Origin of the sequence: Carnobacterium sp. 17-4 (genome assembly GCF_000195575.1) — a bacterium.
GTDB lineage: Bacteria > Bacillota > Bacilli > Lactobacillales > Carnobacteriaceae > Carnobacterium_B.
On sequence record NC_015391.1, the window covers coordinates 2,007,954 to 2,027,847 of the forward strand.

Below are 19,894 nucleotides of genomic sequence, written 5' to 3' on the forward strand. Positions count from 1 at the left end.
CCTAAAATAACCAACGTCTCCATTTACGAAGCAGATTTAAATCATTAGATTGATAGGGCGGGTATTGTTTTTGGATATTAAATGGCAAAAGATAAGTATAGACTGTTCGTTCATAACTGAATGTGTCTAGACTGGCTGAGCCATGGTAGCGTCCAAATCCACTAGCCCCTATTCCACCAAATGAATTATCAGAACTAACTGCATGTAAAATCACTTGATTCAGACTAAAAGCTCCTGAACGTAATTTAGTTTTAACGTACGCAATACTTCTTTTATTTTTACTAAAAATATATGTGACAAGTGGATCATCCATTCGTTTCAGTTCGTTTACTAATTTTGACAAATTAGTATATGGGATGACTGGTAAGATTGGACCAAATATTTCTTCGTAAAGAATTGGACTACGCGCTGTTATATCAGTCAATAGCGTTGGCTCTACCCTTTTATGCGTAGCGTCAACTTTTCCGCCGTAATAAATAGTTCCTTGTTTTAAAAAATCGACTATCTTTTCAAATTGTTTTTCATGAGCCATTCGCCCAATCGTTTCCTCTTCAAGCGGATGCAGACCATAAAACTGCTTGATTTGTTCAACTGCCATTTGAAGGAATTGTGGATAAATTGTTTGATGAACATAAACAGTATCTGGAGCAATGCAACTTTGACCAGCATTTAAAAATTTCCCCCATACAATCCTTTGCACAACAGCTTCCGTTAAATTGGTCTCATCAACAATACAGGGATTTTTACCACCTAACTCCAATACAACAGGGATTTGCTTTTTAGCAGCTGCACCATGCACAATAGTTCCTACTTTTTTGCTCCCTGTAAAAAAAATAAAATCCCAAGGTAATTCTAATAACTCAGTAGCAACTGTGTCGTCTCCATTCACAACCATCAAAACATCTGGCGAAAAGTAAGCCCTTATTAACTTAGCTAGAATCTTGGCTGTCTCTGGAGCAAATTCAGAGGGTTTAATAAAGCAGCTATTTCCTGCTGCAAGAGCTCCAATTACCGGCATAAGTGCTAATTGTAAAGGGTAGTTCCATGGGCTAATAACCAATATAGAACCATAAGGACGGTGTTCAAATGTTGTTTTGCTCATGGAACCTAATTTAATATGACGTTTATGCTTAGGTCTCTGCCAGTTGTTTAAGCGACGTTTCATAAAATCAATTTCTTGAAGCAAGACTGCCAGTTCAGAAGTATACGCTTCTTCTGGTGTTTTCCCTAGATCTTTATATAAAGCAGTGAGCAATTCAGATTCATTTTCCATTAACATCAAGCGCAAGACCTCTAAAAGTTGTTTTCGTTCAGTTGTATTTAGATGATTGCTATTCGCTACGCGAGTTTTTTGATGCTGTTGAATAATGGACCAGTTTATCTTATTGTCGCTAACGCCAGCTTTAGTTGTCATCTTGTTGATCCCTTTGAACGATTTTATCTCTCACCTGCTGCCCACTCATTGTAACCATAGGCATACCTCCACCTGGGTTTACAGTTCCACCAACAAAATAGAGGTTGTCATACAGTTCACTATGTTTAGCATGCTTAAAGCCGTGATTTTTCTTACGGTTAGAAACCGTTCCGTAAATGGAACCTTTGTGAGATCCATAAGTTTTTTCAATATCATCTGGTGTCCATAGATCTTCTGTCACAATGTGCTTCCGTAAATCAGTCAATCCCATTTTTTCTAACTTAATCAAAACACGTTCACGAAGTAAAAGATACTCTTCATGAGTGAATGGTTCATCTTGAATATATGGAATATGAGGCAAAATTTTAATATTTTCATGTCCTGGTTTTGATTGAGCTTTATCTGTTTTGTTCACATTTACTAAATAAATAGTCGGATCTTTAGGCAATTTATGCTGATTGAAGACTGTATCAAAATGATTGGCTGGATCAGCTGAGAAAAAGAAATTATGATGAGCAAGTTGCGGATATTCTCTGTCCACTCCAAGATGTATCACCAATCCCGAACTTGAAGGTTCAAAACGTTTTTCTAATTTTTCAATAAAAGCAGGTTCCTCATTTAGTAATTTTTGATAAGCCGGAATAACTTCCATATTAGAGATATAATAGTCAGCTTTTCTTAAAGAGCCATCTGCAAGCTCTACAGCACTGATTTGGTTTTTTTCGTCCTTGATAAAGGATGTAATACCAAGACCAGTATGCAGTTCTACACCTATCTCAGTTGCTAGTTTAACTAATCCTTCAGCAATTTTATGCATACCTCCTGGAACATACCATACACCCTGAGCATGTTGCATATAAATCATCATATTTAGCACAGCTGGTGCATCGTACGGGGAAGAGCCAACGTATTTAATAAAATAGGCCAACATATCGCGCACTTTTTGATTACTGATTCTTTTTTCAATAGCATCGTACATGGATGAAAAGTAATCAAAGTCTTTCATCGAACCAAATAAGCCATGCTCACGGAAAATTTCTCCTGTTTTGTCTAACCCTTTTTCAAAATACCCTTTTTCAGTTGCATCGTATAATTTTTTAGCATACTCTAAAAATTCTGCATATTCCTTCATATCTTTTTCGCTTAACTCACTATTTTCATAGTTCATTTTTTCTAAATCGCTGTACAAATCAATAACCGAATTGTCTGGAAAAAAAGATCTCCACTGGTGGTCCAGTTGAATAATCGATATATATTCAGCCATTTTGCGATTACTTCCTGTAAATAACTTTTCGAATACATGTGGCATCGTTAAAATTGAAGGGCCTAGATCAAACCCAAATCCATCTTGCTCCAACCGGTTTAATTTGCCTCCAAGATGATGATTTTTTTCATAAAGCGATACAGCGTATCCACTTTGCGCTAATGAAATAGCCGCTGAAAGACCACCTAAACCTCCACCTATAACAATAACTGTTTTCTTTTGAGTTGACATAGTTAACCCACTCCTCATGTAGTTTATTCTAACGAATAGACAAGAAAAGTCCTAAACTAAAGCTATACAGCTTATTGGTCAAGGACAAATTCTTATTTTATTGATCGGTAAATACGCTGCATTTCTAATGGCGATACATAATTACGCTTAGTAAAGCAATCATAATTATTCTTACGTACAGCATTCAACAACCCGCGATAAATCGCTGACGAAAGTTTGACAGGCAATCGACTATCTTCATCAAAATAGCGAAATCCCTCTTGCACATCATCATACAAATACTCTGCACGTTGAGCCAATTTTTCCCAAATACGAATAAAATTAGCATTGATTATTTTTTGTTCTATATCTGTTCGTGTATAATTTTCAGCAGCCAACTCAGAAACTGGTAAGTAAATTCGATCAATTTTTTGGAAATCCTCGCCAACATCTCTTAAGATATTTGTCAACTGCATAGCGATTCCTAAATTAATCGCTAGTTGAGTGAGGTCTTGGTGCGTTTTTGAAGCCAAAACAGGTAACAACATTAATCCAACTGATCCAGCAACGTAATAGCTGTAAGTTTCTAATTCCGATAGATCTTTTGGCTCTGCAAAATCTATATCCATTTTTTGGCCTATTAATTGATCATAAAAGGGCTCAATAGACATATCGTAACGTTCAAAAACATCTGTTAGCGAACGCCAAATTGGGTGATCAATAGGATTTCCTTGTTCGAATAAAGATAATTCTTTTTCTAAATTCGCTACTGCCAAAAGTTGTTCTTCTTTTGTGTCAACCAAGTCTACACTATCATCAGCCCTTCGACAAAAAGCATAAATGGCAAATATAGCTTGTGCTTTGGCTTTTGGTAAACGCGAAAAAGCATAATAAAAGCTTTTTGAATGTTTTTTTATGATCTCTTCGCAGTATTGATAATCTTGTTTTATGGTTTCTTGTCCATTCAATTCCATATCCAGGCCTCCCATAGTATTGACTAAGTTTCATACAGTATTGAACTATGCCTTAACTCCGCGATCATCTAAGATTAATTCTTCGGTAGCTATTTTTGCAGACATCAATACGATCGGCACTCCTGCTCCAGGGTGGGTACTGCTTCCAGCAAAGTAAAGATTTTCACAATTTTTAGCTTTAGCCTGTGGACGAAAATGATTGCTTTGTAATAAATTAGGTCTCAGTCCAAAACAGGCACCATTATATGCATTGAATTTTTCTTTGAAATCAATAGGTGTCATATAGGTTTCTGATACGATCTCATTCTCAACGTTTTCAAAACCTTTGAGTTGTTTCAACGAATTTAAAACTTCTGTTCGGTAATGCTGGATTGTTTCTTCAGTCCACTCATAATCCGCAATAGATAAATCAGAAACAGGGACTAATAGATAAAGTCCATCTTTTCCTTCTGGAGCCATAGATTGATCCATTTTTGAACCCATATATAAATAGTAAGAAGGATTATCTAGTAACTTACCAGCAAAAATATCTTCAAGATTTTTATCTAAATCTTCAGCAAACACAAAATTATGCAACTGATCAACGCCTTCGTATTTACGATCCATACCTAAATACATAATAAAGCAAGAACAAGAATACTTCATACTATCGATTTTTTTATCTGTGTATTTCCCTTTAGCAGCTGTGTCTTGCACCAAATTTTTTATAGCATATGGGAAATCAGCATTACAGACAACATAATCCGCAAGAATCTCTTTATCGCGTAATAAAATTCCATACGCTTGTTTGTCTTCAATCAAGATTTTTTCTACTGGTGAATTGTAATGAACTTTTCCACCCAACTCTAAAAATAAGCGTTCCATAGATTTGGCCATCGTATACATACCACCTTCAATGAACCAAACGCCGTAAAGCAGTTCAATCATAGGGATAATAGTGTAAAGAGAAGGTCCATTAACCGGCGAAACTCCTATGTATAAGGTTTGGAAGCTAAGCATTTGCTGCAATCGTTTATCTTTTACAAATTTACCAATGGAATGATTAGCGCTATCAAACGTTTTTAATTTCAAAGCCTGCTTAATCATAAATGGGTTATAAAAGTCCAATGCGTTACGGAAAGGACGTTGTAAAAAATGGTCTTTTGCTACAATAAAACGGCCATAAATATCTTGAAGATAACTCAAAAAGCCTTTCGCATCTTCATCACTGATTCCTTCTAGCGACTCCATTAATTTGACCAAATCAGATGAAACATCAAACTTTTCTTTTTCTTCTGTTCCAAAATAGGCAGTATACATAGGATCCAGTCTTTTCATTGGGATATAGTCATCCGGATCTCTTCCAGTTAATTCAAAAACTTCTCTATAAATTTGTGGCATCATAACAATACTAGGACCTAAATCAAAAGTATAACCATCCTTTTTGATTTGATGCATTTTCCCGCCAGGTATGGCTTCTTTTTCATAAATTTCTACTTCATATCCTTCGTGCTGCAAACGTATTGCACTTGCTAGACCGGCTACGCCAGCTCCGATGACTACTATCTTTTTCGACAAAAAAACTCTCCTTTCTAATCTTATGCAGTTAAACTTTTTATACTTGTCTCAGATCACTCATCTTCTTCTAAACGTTCAAACTCACTATTTAAAGACTTCAACCCTTTAAAAAAAGCTTCATTATTTATATCTGTCATATTGCAATGCATAATCTCATTTAAAATGGCTTTTGAAATAGCTTTTTTTACTTGCTGACTTTTTTCGGTTAATGTGACAATTACGGCACGTTTGTCTATATCAGATGCGACTTTTTCAATCCAGCCTTGTGTTGACAATCGATTAAGAATTGGGTTAAGTGTTCCTATGCTCATACCTATACGGTCACTAATATTTTTTATAAATATATGATCTTCATCCCACAATGCTAACAAAACAAGGTATTGAGGAAAAGTTAGTCCAAAAGGTTTTAATGCTCTTCCGTACATTCTTGAAAATCCATTAGAAGCTTTATATACTTCAAAACATAGTTGGTCTTCTAAAGAACGAACAAACATGGTTTCATCCAATTAAATCTCTCCTTCCAATCTAAGTGCCTATTTCATCTTTCAAATCTTATTCGTTTGATTCTCTTAAAGACAAAATACCATCTTTCATAACATACACTTTATCACATTGGCTGATCAATCGTTCATCATGGGTAACCATAATAGTTGCTTTCTTTTTGTTTTTTGTTTCGCGTGCTAGTATTTCTACTACCTCAAAGGCCTTTTCAGAATCCAAGCTTGCTGTCGGTTCATCTGCCAAAATAACAGACGGCTCATGATACAGTGCGCGAGCGATTGCAACTCGTTGGCGTTCTCCACCTGATAGATCACTTGGGTACTTATCTTTCAAATCCAAGATACCTAACTCATCTAGTAAATCGTCTCGTTTCTGCTTATCAACTTTTGTTTTTTCAACTTTGTTAACCAGATTCAATTGGTCTTTTACCGTTAAGAATGGAACTAAATTTGACGCTTGCAAAATAAATCCAATTTCTTCAAAGCGTAAAGCAGCTCGTTTTTTTTCAGCAACTTCACTAAAAGGCTTTTCATTAATCATAACGGTACCTTTTGAAGGCTTTTGCAATCCTCCAATAATCGTTAAGAGTGTACTTTTACCAGAACCACTTGGACCAATAATCGCAACAAACTCTCCTTCTCCTACAGAAAAAGTTGTATCCTTCAATGCTTCTACTCGTTTATGCCCTTCACCAAATGAACGGCTCACATTATCCAACTCTATTAATTTCATTTTTGATTTCCTCCTTTATCCGATTGCTTCTAATGGATCAATCTTAACTACTGTACGCACTGAGAATAACGCTCCTAGTACAGCTACAATGATAAGTAAAGCTGTTATTCCAGCAATAAATAGAACATTCGAACTATAAGGAACGGTGGCTGGCAAGACAAATGATGTAATAATAGTCAAAATCAATCCAATTCCCACGCCAATAGTGGACAACAAGAAGGTTTGTGCGACAACTGACTTCGCAATATAACCTGAAGAGATCCCTTGAGCTTTCATAACGCCGAACATGCTTGTCTTTTGCAAGGTCAATACATAAATGAAAATTCCAATAACAACTGCTGCTATCACAATTAAAAATCCAATCATTAATCCAAATGTTAAAACCTGTGCGCTATACCCTGGTATCTTAAAGATATAATCTCCAATAGAATATGCCACCAAGTCATCAGAGTCTGCGACAACATCTTGTAATGATTCTGATGAATCTCGAACAACCACTGCACTGATTCGCCCATTTTCCGAATCATCAGCTTCTTCAAAGCGAACTTCTTGGTAAGAAGGTATCGTTGTATACAAAACAGGAGCCACATTGAATTTAGCGTTTTCGGTAAATCCAACAACTTCTACTTCTTTATCGCTTCCAGCAAGTTGAATCGTATCGCCTAGTTCAATATTGTCTTCTTCTTTTAAACTAATATCAGCCACAACTTCATCATCATTTTCAAATTCTCGACCATCAATCACTTCAGGCATAATAAATTTATCTGGTTCAATACCAAAAAAAGTTACATTTACTTTTGATGATTCCCCTGTTTCGCCTTCTTTTCGTATCACACTAGGAGCTAATCCCAGTAAGGCCGTATCCTCTGCTGTAACTTCTTCTGCTTGTTCAAATGTCATCATGGACATATTAATATTCGTATTTGATTCATCGGTTAGAACAATTGAATCTGCTTCCCATTTATCTACACTTGTACGATTATCTTGAGCTAATCCATATGCTAATCCAGTTAAAAAATAAACCAAATAAGACACTAAGATCATAACCCCAATAATCAATGCAAATCTAGTTTTTGAATGCTTTATTTCTTTCCATGCTAAAAACATGTTATATCCCCCTTTTATAATAGCTCGTTCTTTTTAGAATAATAAATGCAATGGTTTGTTTTTTTCAGTTTATTAAACAAATTTTACATCTTACACGATACAGTATACTCAGAATAAAATTTATTGTAAACTAATCTTACTTATTTTCCGAAGAAAATTTATTTTTATGCTCTTTGAGCAGCTGAATAAAGCGATCCGTAAAATTAGCTGTAAAGCCCCATAATGTACGATCGTTTATTGTATAGAAAGGGACTGCATGCTTCCCTTGCTTCCAGTTGTATTTTTTCCCACCAGGTATTCGATCAAAGGGAAAATCCTCCTCGTGTTCTAACTTCACATGAGCCACATAATAAACGGGATCATGTGTTAAAAAATAACTCACTGGTACTGTATACACTTCTTCAACTTCTTCATTAAACTGAATTTCTTCTACTTTTATATTTTTTAGTTCCCCTACGAAAGATCGTATGATGACACGCTCGTTAACAATGTAATCCATTTCTCCTAAGATTTGGATGGAATCCTTAGAAAGAGATAATTCTTCCATCGTCTCGCGAATGGCAGCTTCTTCGTAAGTCTCTCCTCTTTCTACTCTTCCACCCGGAAAAGAGGTTTCACCTGGTTGAGAAATGTTCTTGCTGCGTACTTCATATAAAAGATGCAACTCATCGTTTATTTTTATTAAGGGGACCAACACAGCAAAGTGCTGCTGGTTGGTAAGTGGTTTTGCCTCATAGTTTTCTAGTAATCCTTTGATTTCATCTAACATTATTAGTCCTCCTTCATTTGCTACACTTTTACCTTTATTATAAGGAATTAAGCGGTCATACACTAATCTTATTCTTGCTAATCGTGCAGTAAGTTCATTACAATAGAAGAAAACAAACGACTTATTCGTTCACAAAAAAGGGAGTTTAATTATGGAACAAGTAGAAGAGACCTTTTATTTTATAAACAATCAAAAGATACCAACTGAACAAAATACTATATTTGACGAGCTAGATGGAAAGAATATTTATGAAGTTATTCGTGTTCAACAAGGTATCCCACTTTTTCTAGAAGATCATTTAGAACGTTTTAGAGCTTCAGCAGCTGCTACTGGTCTACACTTAAACGATTCCGATACAGTCTTAACAAATCGTATTTACCACTTGGTATCATTAAATCATGTTATTAATAAAAACATCAAAATTATTTTAAATGCCAAAAAAGGATTATTAATTTTTTTCACGACGTCTATTTATCCTCCACAAGACTACTATCTCAATGGTATGCATACCACATTATTAAAGTTAGAACGAACTGATCCTAATGTTAAAACATTGCGTACAGACTACCAGCGAGTTGTTTTAGCTGAACGTAAAAAGCAACAAGCTCATGAGGTATTACTTGTTGATCAAACAGATCATGTGACTGAAGGAAGCCGGTCAAATTTATTTATTGTAAACAACAACAAATTATACACTTCTCCAGCTAAAAATGTTTTGCTGGGTATTGTTCGAAAAAAAACATTAGAATTATGTACCAAATTAAATTTTGACGTTAGAGAAGAAACGATTGCTGTTTCAAAACTGCCTGAAATTGATGGAGCCTTTATAACGGGCACGGGAAACAACATTTTACCCATCAAATCAATTGGGGAAATACCTCTACATTCTACAACCAACCCGATCATCAAAACGTTGATGACTGAATATGCTAATCTTGTCGAATCGTATATCATCGAACATCAACCGGCTCATTTGTAACCACAAAAAAGCCGAGATCATATTTTAGATCTCGGCTTTTTTGTCTCTAATAGGTTTATTAGGAAAAGATTTCTATTTTTTTCATTTATGTGGTTCGTTTTCCTTTTAAATATTGCGCTCTTTTTATTACTTTAAATACTGTGTCTATTGTAAAAATAGCTAAAGCAATCATCCCAGCTATTTGGATGGTATTTTGAAGATGGCCTTGTGCCAAATCGGTATTTCCTTGAATAAATTCATAAACCGTTAAGTACATTCCCGAACCTGGCACTAATGGAAAAAAACCTGGTAAGAAAAAAATGGTTACAGGAACTTTAAAAATACGCGAAAAAATATGCGATTGAGTAGAAATCACTAATCCTGAGATGTATGTTGACATAACAGATCCTAATGTTTCAAGACAAACCAGATAAACTCCCCAACCGATAGCTCCTACTATAGCTGTTGCAAAAATATGTTTCTTTGGCGATTCTAAGCTAATTGCTGCTGCAGCGACTGCTAAAAAAGCACCAATGACTTGGCTGATCAAAATAGCACACCTCCAATAAGTACTAACCCTATAGCAACGCCTAAAGCAATTGATAGAGCCGTAACAAAGGCTTCTAAAGCTTTAGCACCGCCAGACATGTAGTCTCCTTGTAAAGTATCTCGTATTGCATTTGTAATAGCTGTTCCTGGAACTAAAGGCATTATCGTACCCGTTATAACGATACTTATCATAAGTGTGGGGAAAATAAACATCTGCATTAATCCAGCCCCCACTGATATGACCGCAGAAGATAAAACATTCCGAACAAAAGAGCCCATATCTAACTTCTTTTCGCCTTTTAGGATCAGTGCCAATAAAGCACCATTTATTCCAGCAGCCAGTATTTCAAAAAGGCCTCCACCTAAAAGTAAAGCAAATGAAGCAGCTAAAGCTGATGTAGCAATATCTTTATGGATAGGCTTATATTGTACTTTCCCAATATTTTGCAAAGCTGTATAAGCTTCTGAAATTGTGATTTCATCACTAGTCAATTGTCTCGAGATCGTATTTACACTGGCAATGTTATTTAAATTCGTATCTCGCACGTTGATTCGATTCACAATCGTAATTGGATCTTCCAAGCTAGGGTCATCAAGCGTAGCGACCAATCCAGTAGCAATAGCAAACGCTTCAGTTGTTTCAAATTTTGATATTTTTAAAATATGGTTCATCGTATCTTCTACACGATACGTTTCTGCGTTACTTTCTAGCATAATTTTCCCTGCTAGTATGGCGACATCCATTAGTGTTTTGTAATCCATTCTATAGTCTCTTCCTTTCCCACAATGGCTAACCGCATTCTTTAAACTACAGCTTTCTCTGTACTTGTAAATTTCAACTTAGTATAGCATAGTTTATGAAACCATTTGAACCTTTCATTTCATTCTTACTTCTTTTTAATAAGAGCCTTTTTAGTTTTATAATAAAAAAACAGAACAGAAAATTCTGCTCTGTAAAAAAATTCCCTAGTTGAGTCACTGTACGCCCTTGTCAGTAGTTTTTTTTATTCTTTATTGATCATTTAGTGTGCTTCATTCAACATTCCACGAACTTTTGTCATCTCTTTTGCTAATTTTTGATACACAGGAATAATTTTTTGGTAGTCTGTTACCGTTTGTTCGTTATACTGTATGCTGATTTTTGATTCAACTGTATCTTCTATTTGCTCTTTCTCCTCATAGTTAGCTACTGTTTCAATCATTTCTTCAGTTTCTTTACCAATCAAGACTGCACCTAAACAAGAGCTCTCAAAACTAGTTGGCTGCTGCATAGTTCTTCCAAATATATCTGCTATCATTTGTTTCCATAGTGGCGAATTTAAAAAGCCACCCGTTACATTTATTGTTTTAGATGGACCGCCAACCTCTTGAATGATCTGCCAAACATCGTAAAGATTAAAGAGTACGCCTTCCATAGCCGCACGTACCATATGCCCAGTAGTGTGTCTAGAAGCCAATCCGATAAAGCTACCCGTAGCTTCTGACTCCCATAAAGGGGCACGTTCGCCATTTAAATAAGGTAAAAAGAATAAACCTTCTGCACCAGGTTGTATCATTTCAGCAAATCTATTAAGCTGTTCTAGCCTTGTTTCGATACCATTGTCCATCATTTTGCTGCCTTCAGGGTATAGGATTGACGTCAGCCATGACATGACATTTCCACCATTATTTACGGCCCCGCCGATAACCCAACGGTCTTTCGACAAATAGTAACAAAAGGTTCTGCCTTCTGCATCCAATACAATATGATTGGTAACCATTCGAATAGCTCCACTAGTACCAATTGTAATTGCCGTTTCACCAGGATCCATTGCCCCAACACCAAGGTTCGATAAACAACCGTCACTTGCACCGATGACCAAGTCCGTTGTAGAGTTAATGGCCATTTCTTCAGCATAGCATTCTCGAATCTTATTCCATCTATATGTAACATCTACAGGTTCAGATAAAAGTGACCTCTCAATGCCAACAAGTTTCAGGATATCTTTATCCCATGATAGTTCATGAATATTGAATAATCCTGTTGCTGAAGCAATCGAGTAATCAATTTTGTATTCTCCAGTCAAATGAAATAAAACATATTCTTTAATCCCAATAATCTTCTTAGCTTTTTTTAAAATAGCAGGATGATACTCTTTCAGCCACAAAACTTTGCTGAATGGGCTCATAGAATGAACTGGAGTCCCAGTTTTTTTATATAATTCTTTCCAATTCGTTGTTTCTTTTAAGTGAGCAACTAGTTCTGCTGGACGATTATCCGCCCAAATAATGCAGTTGGTCAACAATTCATCTTGTTCATCTACGGCAATAACACTGTGCATGGCACTTGAAAAAGAGATGAAATCAACTAGATGACTGATTCCTTTATCTTTTTCCATCAATGTACGTATAACTGAAATTACAGCTTGAAAAATCACTTTTGGATCTTGTTCGGCCATACCTACTTCAGTTTGAGTAATAGAATAGCCTACATAAGTACTATCTATTACTTGAAGATCTTCTTGGTATAAGACGGCCTTTGTGCTTGTTGTCCCAATATCTACTCCAATTGTATACCGTTGTTGCTTTAACATTCACTAATCCCCCTTGCATTGAACCGAATATGTCCGAATTCATTGCGCAATCATGCGACTATTTTTCTTCAAAATAAAAATTCCCTCATCTATAATCATGTCGTTTGGCAGCAATTTTGTCAACTTTTTTATAAAGAAAACAAGTATATTGAAATACTGGATTTCCAGATAATTTTTCATCAAATAAAAAAGCAAGAAAGGTGAATGCAGGTCACTTTTCTTGCCTTTTATTTGTTAAACTCTTTTTAGTTTAATTCTGGCCAGAAACCTTTGTTTGCTACAATTAAATCATCCAATAGATTTTTAGCCACTTCTGCATTTGGAACGATTTTTGATAGACTTAATGCTTGCCATAGTTTTTGGTAACTTCCTTCAATATAAGCTTCGACAACCATTTTTTCAGCTGTAACTTGTTGCAGCATCAATGCTCTTTCAAAATTTGGAATTTTCCCTTGAGCTAATGGTTCTGGACCATCGCTGCCCACAATACAAGGAACTTCTACCATAGCGTCATCATCAAAGTTGGCGATGGCTCCATTATTTTCGACAATCAGTAACATCCGTTCATGTGTGTTGAAGGCAATCGCACGAGCTAAGTCAACGATAAAGGAAGCATGGCTGTCAATGTGGAAACCGCTATTTTCAGCAGTTCCTTTTTCAATAATTCCTTTAGCAGCTGTAAATACTTCTTTTTCACGTCCAGCCATGACTTCATTTGCGCGAGTAAATTCTGGATTCGAGTGAGCTACTTCATAATCTGGATAGAAATAGTATTTCAAATACGTGTTTGGTAAGAAACGCGGTTCAATCGCCAATAGATCTTTTGCTTTTTTATGAGTGGCTTGCCAACTTTCGTCCATGTGTTGCGTATCCACTTCTACTTGAGTCAAGTAACCATTCTCAGCAACGTATTCTTTGATTTCATCTAAATATTCATGACCAGTGGCTATGTCTTTTACACTAGTCCACCAACCAAAGTGATTTAATCCAAAGTATCGAACTTCTAATTCGTCTGGTGTTTTGCCGATGATTTGAGACATTCTTCTCAACGTTCCAACAGGCATATCGCAAATATTCAATACTTTTGAGTTCGGACGCATCACACGGCAAGCTTCCGCTACGATTGCAGCTGGATTTGAATAGTTTAACATCCAAGCATCAGGAGAATATTTTTCCATATAATCGATGATTTCCATCATTCCCCTAATACTGCGCATTCCATAAGCGATTCCGCCTGGTCCACATGTTTCTTGACCAACAATCCCATATTTCAAAGGAATTTTTTCATCTTGTTCTCTCATGGCGTATTTCCCAACACGAATATGTGCCATAACAAAATCCACATCTGTAAAGGCAGTTTCGGGATCTGTTGTGTGTGAAAACTTCACTTGAGGAGCTTGTTCTTTTAAGAGGATTTCTAATGCATCTCCTAAAATACTTTGTCTCTCACCATCATTATCGTATAATTTCAATTCTCTAATGGGGAAACGATCCATATTATCCAATAACATCATAACAATTCCTGGCGTAAACGTACTTCCGCCTCCTGCAATTACGATTGAAAATTTTTTCATTTTTAATGACTTCCCTTCATTTTATCTAATTAATCTACTCGTCTGATTCTCTGCCTAAATAGTGATCGACAGCTTTTCTGACGCTATTAACTTGCAAGCCATAAACAACGTGGACATTGTGGTCTTTAACGATGACCCCGCTTGCTCCTGTATCATTTTTTAACGCTAACTCATCAACTTTATCTGGCTGATGCAAGGTTAACCTCAATCGCGTGTAACAATTGGTTACCGTATTGATATTTCCTGGTCCACCTAAAGCTGCAACAATCGTACTTGCTAAACCTTTTTCTTCTTGAGGTACTCCTTCTTTAGCAGTTTCATTTTTAGTTTTACTTTCATTGTACTCATTCTTAGAATAAAGTTTTGTTTCTTGACCGGTATCTTCACGACCGATTGTTTTATATTTGAATGTTGTAATCAAGAAACGGAAAGTAAAGTAGTAGATAGCGAAGAATACGAGTCCTACTAAGATATACATTGGCCATCCGGTTTTCTCAATTCCCAAAGGTACATTGTACAATAGGAAATCAATAAAACCATTTGGTCCGATAGCTCGAACGCTCAATAAGTTCAATACAACCATACTTAATCCACTTAATACTGCATGGACAACGAACAACAACGGCGCTACAAACATAAATGAAAATTCAATGGGCTCTGTTACTCCTGCTACAAATGATGTCACTACTGCAGGAATTAAGATTGCTTTTGCCTTATTTTTATTTTCAGGACTTGCTGTTTGGTACATCGCTAGACAAGCACCAATTAAACCGAACATTTTAGAAATTCCACGTGCATCCCAAATCACGCTTGGTGATAAGATACTGACACTAGGATCTGCAATCTCAGCGAAGTATATATTTCTAGCACCTTCGAAAATTTGTCCGCCTACTTCTTGAATACCTCCTAGTGAAGTATATAAGAAAGGTGTATAAACTAAGTGATGTAGTCCGGTTGGAATGAGCAATCGCTCTAACATTCCATATAAGAATATCCCAAAATTCCCACTTTGATTGATCAATGTTCCTAAACTGTTTATACCACTTTGGAAAAATGGCCAAATATAAGTGAATGCAATAGCTAATAATACAACTACTGGGATCAATAGAATAAATACAAAACGAGTACCCCCATAAATCTGGAATGCATTATTAAATTCTTTCTCACAAAATTTATTGTGTACAATTGCTGTTACTACTCCTAATATAATGCCAAGGAAAACACCCATATCTAAAACTTGAACACCCAATACCATCGTTTGTCCCGTTCCTTGTAAAGATTCTCCTTCGAATAATAATCCACTGATTTCCATAAATTTATTCATTGCGTTAATAAAGACTAAGTAACCTAAAACTGCTGTAAATCCAGCTTCCGATTTTTTCTTATTCGCTAGACCAACTGCTAGACCCATACAAAAAATCAAACCTAAATTATTTAAAATGGATACTAAAGAACCGGATAAAATCGTTCCAAATCCCATGGTAATTGGGTTATTCAAAAAGGGAACGGTTTCAATTAGCTTTGCATTTGTAAATAAATTACCGATTGCAATTAAAATCCCTGCAATGGGTAAAATTAATACTGGAATAAACATAGCTTTAGAAAAACGCTGCATACCATCCATTAATTTCTCTTTCATACCTCTTGCCTCCAACTTTTTATTGTTTCGTTTCTTTTAATAAATTTAGTTTATCTTGAAAACGGTTTATTTCATAGCTTTTTGGGTACATAAAAAACGTGTTCCGCACTTTAGAAACACGTTTCACTCATTCACCATTTTCTTTTGCAATTCCTCAAGATAAGTTTTGAAAATAAATTCTACTAACATCAATAGTCTAGGAAAAAAACTATTTGGCAGCATATTGCGATCATCCAGTTTATTATTGTCATTAATTTTAAAGTTCAAATCAGATAGCTCAGCTGCTCGATTGGTTGTCTCCTTTGTAAACGTGATCGTAAATATCCCTTGATCCTTTGCTACCAGTAACTTATCAATCACTTGTTGTGTTTCCCCAGATTTTGAGATCACAATAAAGGCACCAATATCTTCTAAATTATTTTCAAATACACCTATTGAGTCTGTCCCAGTTGCGATAACAGTTTTTTTACCTAAAACCAATAATTTTTTGTATAAATACTCTGCTGCTATTGCCGAAAAACCCGTTGCATAAATAAAAATGTATTTTTGTTTCAAATATAAAACATGCTCAATGAACTTGTTGATGTCTTCTTTGCTATTTTCTTTAAAAAAATCTTTCTGGCTAATACGCAAAAAGTCTTCATCATTGTCTGTTGGGTGCTCTTCTGTTTTCTTAACCATTGGCAGCAGCTGGTAATACAAGTCAATAAAACCTGTGTAGCCCATTTTTTTTGATAACCGAATAATAGTTGAAGGAGAAGTATAGTTGTCTTTAGCTATACCACGTACACCTCTTTCTAATACATCATCAATATTCTCAATAATATAATGCAATATTTTTATATCTAATTCGGATAGACTTTTCCCTTGAATCAATTTACTAATATCGTTCACTTGTCTTCCCTCCTATCAAGCTGGTCATTTCATCCATTTCTTACTGTATCAAGCCATATTTCCGCAATCATCTCATGACCTTCTTTCGTAGGATGTACACCATCTTCTCCTGTTAAAAAAGCAAAACCTTGTTTGATTCCTATAGCATTCAATAAGCCATCTAATGGAATTAGATCTGCTTGAAATTCCCTGGCAAGTTTGCGAACCACTTGGATACGTGGATCTAAATCGCTGCGCCACATTTCGCGATCGACTGGATAAGGCAAAACAAAAGGCTCCATTAAAATAATTCGACGTACAGATTTCTCTACTAGTGATTTCAACAAAGTACGGTATTGTTGCTCAAATTGTTGCAAATTTTCTTGACTACCAAACTGGTCTTTTCCGACCGTATGCCAAGTATCATTGATTCCAATCAAAATAGATACAACTGTTGGATTTAAAGAAAGACAATCCACATCCCAACGATCAGCCATGTCGTTCAGCTTATTCCCTCCAATTCCGCGATTAGAAAAAGTCAGCTCTAATTCAGAATAACGTTCCTTTAAAGCATTTGCTATCATTAGAGGATAGCCTTGTCCTAAATCTGCAGCATCTGTTCTTTCACGGCCAACATCTGTAACGCTGTCACCGATGAATAGAATATGGTCTTCAGGGTTTAATATCATAAATAAGTTTCATTCCTCTCGTTTGAGCATGCTGCCTGTAAACGCACCCAATTTCTTACACAACATTCTTAACTCACTATCTATTTTTATAATTTCAGTTTACCTTTATTCTTTTAAACCAGCAATTCAAATTTTAATTTCCAGATTAAAAAGATGTGAAAATTCAATCTGTTATTTTTGTTTATAAATTCATTAAAATAGCTTTTTACACTTTTTTTTGTTACAATAAGTGATAAGGGTTTTAAAAACGCTTTTCTAGTTTAACTAGTTAGGTTAACTCAAACCACTCATCACCATAGTTTGAAAGGGGAAAATAATATGAAAGTCAATGCTACTTTAAGAACAGAGGTCGGATCTTCAGCGGCTAATCGTGCAAGAAGAGAAAAAAAAGTAACAGCCGTCGTTAATGGAAAAGGTATCACAAGCACTGCAGTATTATTAGACAGCAAAGAATTGGATAACGTTTTAAAGACATTAGGTAAAAATGCTATCTTTGATGTTGCCGTTCAAGATGGTGAAACTCATCAAGTGATTATCAAAGAGATTCAAAATGCAACTCTTGTAAATCAAATTTTAGACGTTGAATTACAAGTTATTCAAAAAGGAGAAAAATTAACGGTTACTGTTCCGATTAATGTTTTAAATGCTGATGCTGTTAAACGCGGCATTGTTTCTCAAACATTAAACGAATTAGAAATCGAAACTCTTCCAGCGAATATCCCAACTGAATTTACTGTAGACGTTAGCAAATTAGAAATTGGTGACGCACTATATGTTTCAGATATTAAAGTTGACAAAGCAATCACTGTATTAAGTGATGCTGAACAATCTGTTGTGAGTGTATTACCTCCATCAGCTGAAGAACCTGAAACGGCTGCTGAAGCTGTTGAACCTGAATTGATTGGTGAAAAAGAAGAAGAAGCAAAATAATTATTCTTGATCAATTAATAAATGAACAAATAAAAAACCTTCCATCCATTGCTCTTCGAGCTTTAGATGGAAGGTTTTTTATTTGTCTTAATCCTAAAATAATTTCAAGTATAAGAATAGAATATGGTAAACTTTGAATAAGAGATAATCACAAGGAGAATACTAAGATGGATAAAACCTATTTAGATAAATTTTATAAAATGAATCATGCTGAGAGACTGAATGCTCTTGTTGCTGCAGGTAGTTTAACTTCAGATGACTTGTTGCTAACCAACGGCCTACTCTTATCGGATGAGTTAGCCGATAATATGATTGAGAACCATTTAGCTAATTATGAACTGCCGTTAGGGGTCGCTTTGAACTTTTTAGTTGACGGGAAGGACTATGTCGTACCGATGGCTATCGAAGAACCATCTGTCATTGCTGCCGCTAGTGCCGGGGCAAAAATCATTGCTCAAGCGAGCGGTTTTAAAACCACTATTTCAGAACGCATTATGATTGGGCAAGTTGCCTTAAAAGATGTCCCTGATTTGACTTTTGCCAAAAATAATTTAGCTCAACACAAAAATAATATTCTAAAAAAAGCTAATGCCGCTCATCCCTCTATCGTTAAGCGCGGAGGCGGTGCAACAGATTTGTTCATTCGTGTAATTGAAGCTGACAACGAAGCTGGCACACCTGAATTTTTAATGGTTCATTTGCATGTATCTACACTTGAAGCTATGGGCGCCAATATCATCAATACTATGATGGAAGGCATTACAACTTATCTTGAAGAATTAACAGGAGGATCAGCTTTAATGAGTATCCTTTCTAACTATGCGACAGAATGTCTGGCTAGTGCGCTTTGTCAAATACCTGTAGACCTCTTGAAAAGAAATGGTTATTCCGGTGAAGAAGTCCGTGATCGTTTGATTGAAGCTAGTCAATTAGCTTATGTGGATCCTTACCGGGCAGTTACTCATAATAAAGGTATTATGAATGGCATTGATGCTGTGGTTTTAGCATCCGGTAATGATTGGCGTGCTATTTCTGCTGGTGCACATGCTTATGCCTCACGCAATGGCCAGTACCGTGCTCTTTCTTCATGGAGAAAAGCTGAAAATGGCGATTTGATTGGGCAATTGACTTTGCCTCTGCCTGTTGGCTCGGTTGGCGGATCGATTTCCATCCACCCAGCTGCCCAGTTCAGTAAACGCTTATTGGGCGATCCGTCGGCAAAAGAGTTAGAATCCATAATCGTTTCCGTGGGTCTTGCTCAAAATTTTTCTGCTCTTAAAGCCCTAGTAACTGAAGGTATTCAAAAAGGTCATATGGGCCTACAAGCTCGCTCTTTGGCTATCAGTGCTGGAGCAACCGGCGCAGACATTGAACAAGTCGCTGAGCAGTTAAAAACAGCTAAAAATATGAATCTGGCTACTGCAGAAGCACTACTCAAAGAGATCGAATCATAATTAAACAGAAATACCTAAGATGCCTGAAAATTGTGCTATTCTTCAATCCAACTTTTCCACGGAAGAGTTGGATTTTTTTAGTAGTTCACTGTTCCGTGAAGATCACTTTCATGGAATAGTGACTCTC

17 protein-coding genes and 2 pseudogenes are annotated in these 19,894 nt (G+C 36.0%); 3 read left to right on the top strand and 16 right to left on the bottom strand.

The annotated features are described in order from the left end of the window. Nucleotide 1 precedes the first annotated feature (1 nt). The 8 genes from CAR_RS09555 to CAR_RS09590 form a co-directional block, all read right to left on the bottom strand. Complete coding sequence (locus tag CAR_RS09555) at nt 2–1,414, bottom strand: aldehyde dehydrogenase family protein (protein ID WP_013711520.1); 1,413 nt, start codon at nt 1,412–1,414, stop codon at nt 2–4. Then, nucleotides 1,404–2,909 carry a phytoene desaturase family protein gene (locus tag CAR_RS09560; RefSeq protein ID WP_013711521.1) on the bottom strand — a complete coding sequence of 502 codons (1,506 nt, stop codon included), beginning with the start codon at nt 2,907–2,909 and terminating at the stop codon, nt 1,404–1,406. The genes CAR_RS09555 and CAR_RS09560 overlap by 11 nt, the downstream gene beginning before the upstream one ends. A 92-nt stretch (nt 2,910–3,001) precedes the next feature. After that, nucleotides 3,002–3,862, bottom strand: a complete 861-nt coding sequence (locus CAR_RS09565; protein ID WP_041556551.1) for a phytoene/squalene synthase family protein — start codon at nt 3,860–3,862, stop codon at nt 3,002–3,004. A 45-nt stretch (nt 3,863–3,907) separates the two neighbouring features. After that, nucleotides 3,908–5,419 carry a phytoene desaturase family protein gene (locus tag CAR_RS09570; RefSeq protein WP_013711523.1) on the bottom strand — a complete coding sequence of 504 codons (1,512 nt, stop codon included), beginning with the start codon at nt 5,417–5,419 and terminating at the stop codon, nt 3,908–3,910. 53 nt (nt 5,420–5,472) lie between these two features. After that, nucleotides 5,473–5,925, bottom strand: a complete 453-nt coding sequence (locus CAR_RS09575) for a MarR family winged helix-turn-helix transcriptional regulator (RefSeq protein ID WP_013711524.1) — start codon at nt 5,923–5,925, stop codon at nt 5,473–5,475. Between the two features lie 46 nt (nt 5,926–5,971). After that, entirely contained in the window at nt 5,972–6,652 is a 681-nt protein-coding gene (locus CAR_RS09580; protein ID WP_013711525.1) for an ABC transporter ATP-binding protein, read from the bottom strand. A 15-nt stretch (nt 6,653–6,667) separates the two neighbouring features. Then, nucleotides 6,668–7,759: an ABC transporter permease gene (locus tag CAR_RS09585; RefSeq protein WP_013711526.1), complete on the bottom strand. Its 1,092-nt coding sequence runs from the start codon at nt 7,757–7,759 to the stop codon at nt 6,668–6,670. A 136-nt stretch (nt 7,760–7,895) separates the two neighbouring features. Continuing rightward, nucleotides 7,896–8,528, bottom strand: a complete 633-nt coding sequence (locus tag CAR_RS09590) for an NUDIX hydrolase (protein WP_041556553.1) — start codon at nt 8,526–8,528, stop codon at nt 7,896–7,898. A gap of 151 nt (nt 8,529–8,679) precedes the next feature. Here CAR_RS09590 and CAR_RS09595 point away from each other — a divergent pair, with 151 nt between their 5' ends. Then, complete coding sequence (locus CAR_RS09595; protein ID WP_013711528.1) at nt 8,680–9,507, top strand: aminotransferase class IV; 828 nt, start codon at nt 8,680–8,682, stop codon at nt 9,505–9,507. An 85-nt stretch (nt 9,508–9,592) separates the two neighbouring features. Here CAR_RS09595 and CAR_RS09600 read toward each other — a convergent pair whose 3' ends face one another. From CAR_RS09600 to CAR_RS09630, 8 genes and pseudogenes are all read right to left on the bottom strand, one after another. Further along, nucleotides 9,593–10,036, bottom strand: a complete 444-nt coding sequence (locus CAR_RS09600; protein WP_013711529.1) for a threonine/serine exporter family protein — start codon at nt 10,034–10,036, stop codon at nt 9,593–9,595. Then, nucleotides 10,033–10,797: a threonine/serine ThrE exporter family protein gene (locus CAR_RS09605; RefSeq protein WP_013711530.1), complete on the bottom strand. Its 765-nt coding sequence runs from the start codon at nt 10,795–10,797 to the stop codon at nt 10,033–10,035. The genes CAR_RS09600 and CAR_RS09605 overlap by 4 nt, the downstream gene beginning before the upstream one ends. Nucleotides 10,798–11,057: 260 nt before the next feature. Then, entirely contained in the window at nt 11,058–12,608 is a 1,551-nt protein-coding gene (locus tag CAR_RS09610) for a gluconokinase (protein WP_013711531.1), read from the bottom strand. A gap of 245 nt (nt 12,609–12,853) precedes the next feature. After that, on the bottom strand, nt 12,854–14,182 hold the full coding sequence (locus CAR_RS09615) for a 6-phospho-alpha-glucosidase (protein WP_013711533.1): 1,329 nt from the start codon (nt 14,180–14,182) through the stop codon (nt 12,854–12,856). 34 nt (nt 14,183–14,216) lie between these two features. Beyond that, a pseudogene (locus CAR_RS13475) lies at nt 14,217–14,534 on the bottom strand (glucose PTS transporter subunit EIIB); the annotation flags it as partial. Next, a pseudogene (locus CAR_RS09620) lies at nt 14,517–15,821 on the bottom strand (PTS transporter subunit EIIC); the annotation flags it as partial. The pseudogenes CAR_RS13475 and CAR_RS09620, both read right to left, overlap by 18 nt. A 123-nt stretch (nt 15,822–15,944) precedes the next feature. Beyond that, the gene (locus CAR_RS09625; RefSeq protein WP_013711535.1) at nt 15,945–16,715 is read right to left on the bottom strand and encodes a MurR/RpiR family transcriptional regulator; all 771 of its coding nucleotides are present in this window, start codon (nt 16,713–16,715) and stop codon (nt 15,945–15,947) included. Nucleotides 16,716–16,744: 29 nt separating this feature from the next. Beyond that, a complete protein-coding gene (locus CAR_RS09630; protein ID WP_013711536.1) occupies nt 16,745–17,383 on the bottom strand; it encodes an SGNH/GDSL hydrolase family protein in 639 nt (212 codons plus the stop codon). Nucleotides 17,384–17,701: 318 nt separating this feature from the next. Between CAR_RS09630 and CAR_RS09635 the strand changes: the two genes are divergently transcribed. Together CAR_RS09635 and CAR_RS09640 are read left to right on the top strand one after the other, a co-directional pair. Continuing rightward, nucleotides 17,702–18,313: a 50S ribosomal protein L25 gene (locus CAR_RS09635; protein WP_041556555.1), complete on the top strand. Its 612-nt coding sequence runs from the start codon at nt 17,702–17,704 to the stop codon at nt 18,311–18,313. A gap of 167 nt (nt 18,314–18,480) precedes the next feature. Then, nucleotides 18,481–19,767, top strand: coding sequence for a hydroxymethylglutaryl-CoA reductase, degradative (locus CAR_RS09640; protein WP_013711538.1), 1,287 nt, complete (start codon nt 18,481–18,483; stop codon nt 19,765–19,767). Nucleotides 19,768–19,894 lie beyond the last annotated feature (127 nt).

Coding starts and splice junctions, on each gene's coding strand:
- CAR_RS09555 (WP_013711520.1), bottom strand. CDS start 1,414: ATGACAACTAAAGCTGGCGTTAGCGACAATAAGATAAACTGGTCCATT.
- CAR_RS09560 (WP_013711521.1), bottom strand. CDS start 2,909: ATGTCAACTCAAAAGAAAACAGTTATTGTTATAGGTGGAGGTTTAGGT.
- CAR_RS09565 (WP_041556551.1), bottom strand. CDS start 3,862: ATGGAATTGAATGGACAAGAAACCATAAAACAAGATTATCAATACTGC.
- CAR_RS09580 (WP_013711525.1), bottom strand. CDS start 6,652: ATGAAATTAATAGAGTTGGATAATGTGAGCCGTTCATTTGGTGAAGGG.
- CAR_RS09585 (WP_013711526.1), bottom strand. CDS start 7,759: ATGTTTTTAGCATGGAAAGAAATAAAGCATTCAAAAACTAGATTTGCA.
- CAR_RS09590 (WP_041556553.1), bottom strand. CDS start 8,528: ATGTTAGATGAAATCAAAGGATTACTAGAAAACTATGAGGCAAAACCA.
- CAR_RS09595 (WP_013711528.1), top strand. CDS start 8,680: ATGGAACAAGTAGAAGAGACCTTTTATTTTATAAACAATCAAAAGATA.
- CAR_RS09605 (WP_013711530.1), bottom strand. CDS start 10,797: ATGGATTACAAAACACTAATGGATGTCGCCATACTAGCAGGGAAAATT.
- CAR_RS09610 (WP_013711531.1), bottom strand. CDS start 12,608: ATGTTAAAGCAACAACGGTATACAATTGGAGTAGATATTGGGACAACA.
- CAR_RS09615 (WP_013711533.1), bottom strand. CDS start 14,182: ATGAAAAAATTTTCAATCGTAATTGCAGGAGGCGGAAGTACGTTTACG.
- CAR_RS09630 (WP_013711536.1), bottom strand. CDS start 17,383: ATGATATTAAACCCTGAAGACCATATTCTATTCATCGGTGACAGCGTT.
- CAR_RS09635 (WP_041556555.1), top strand. CDS start 17,702: ATGAAAGTCAATGCTACTTTAAGAACAGAGGTCGGATCTTCAGCGGCT.
- CAR_RS09640 (WP_013711538.1), top strand. CDS start 18,481: ATGGATAAAACCTATTTAGATAAATTTTATAAAATGAATCATGCTGAG.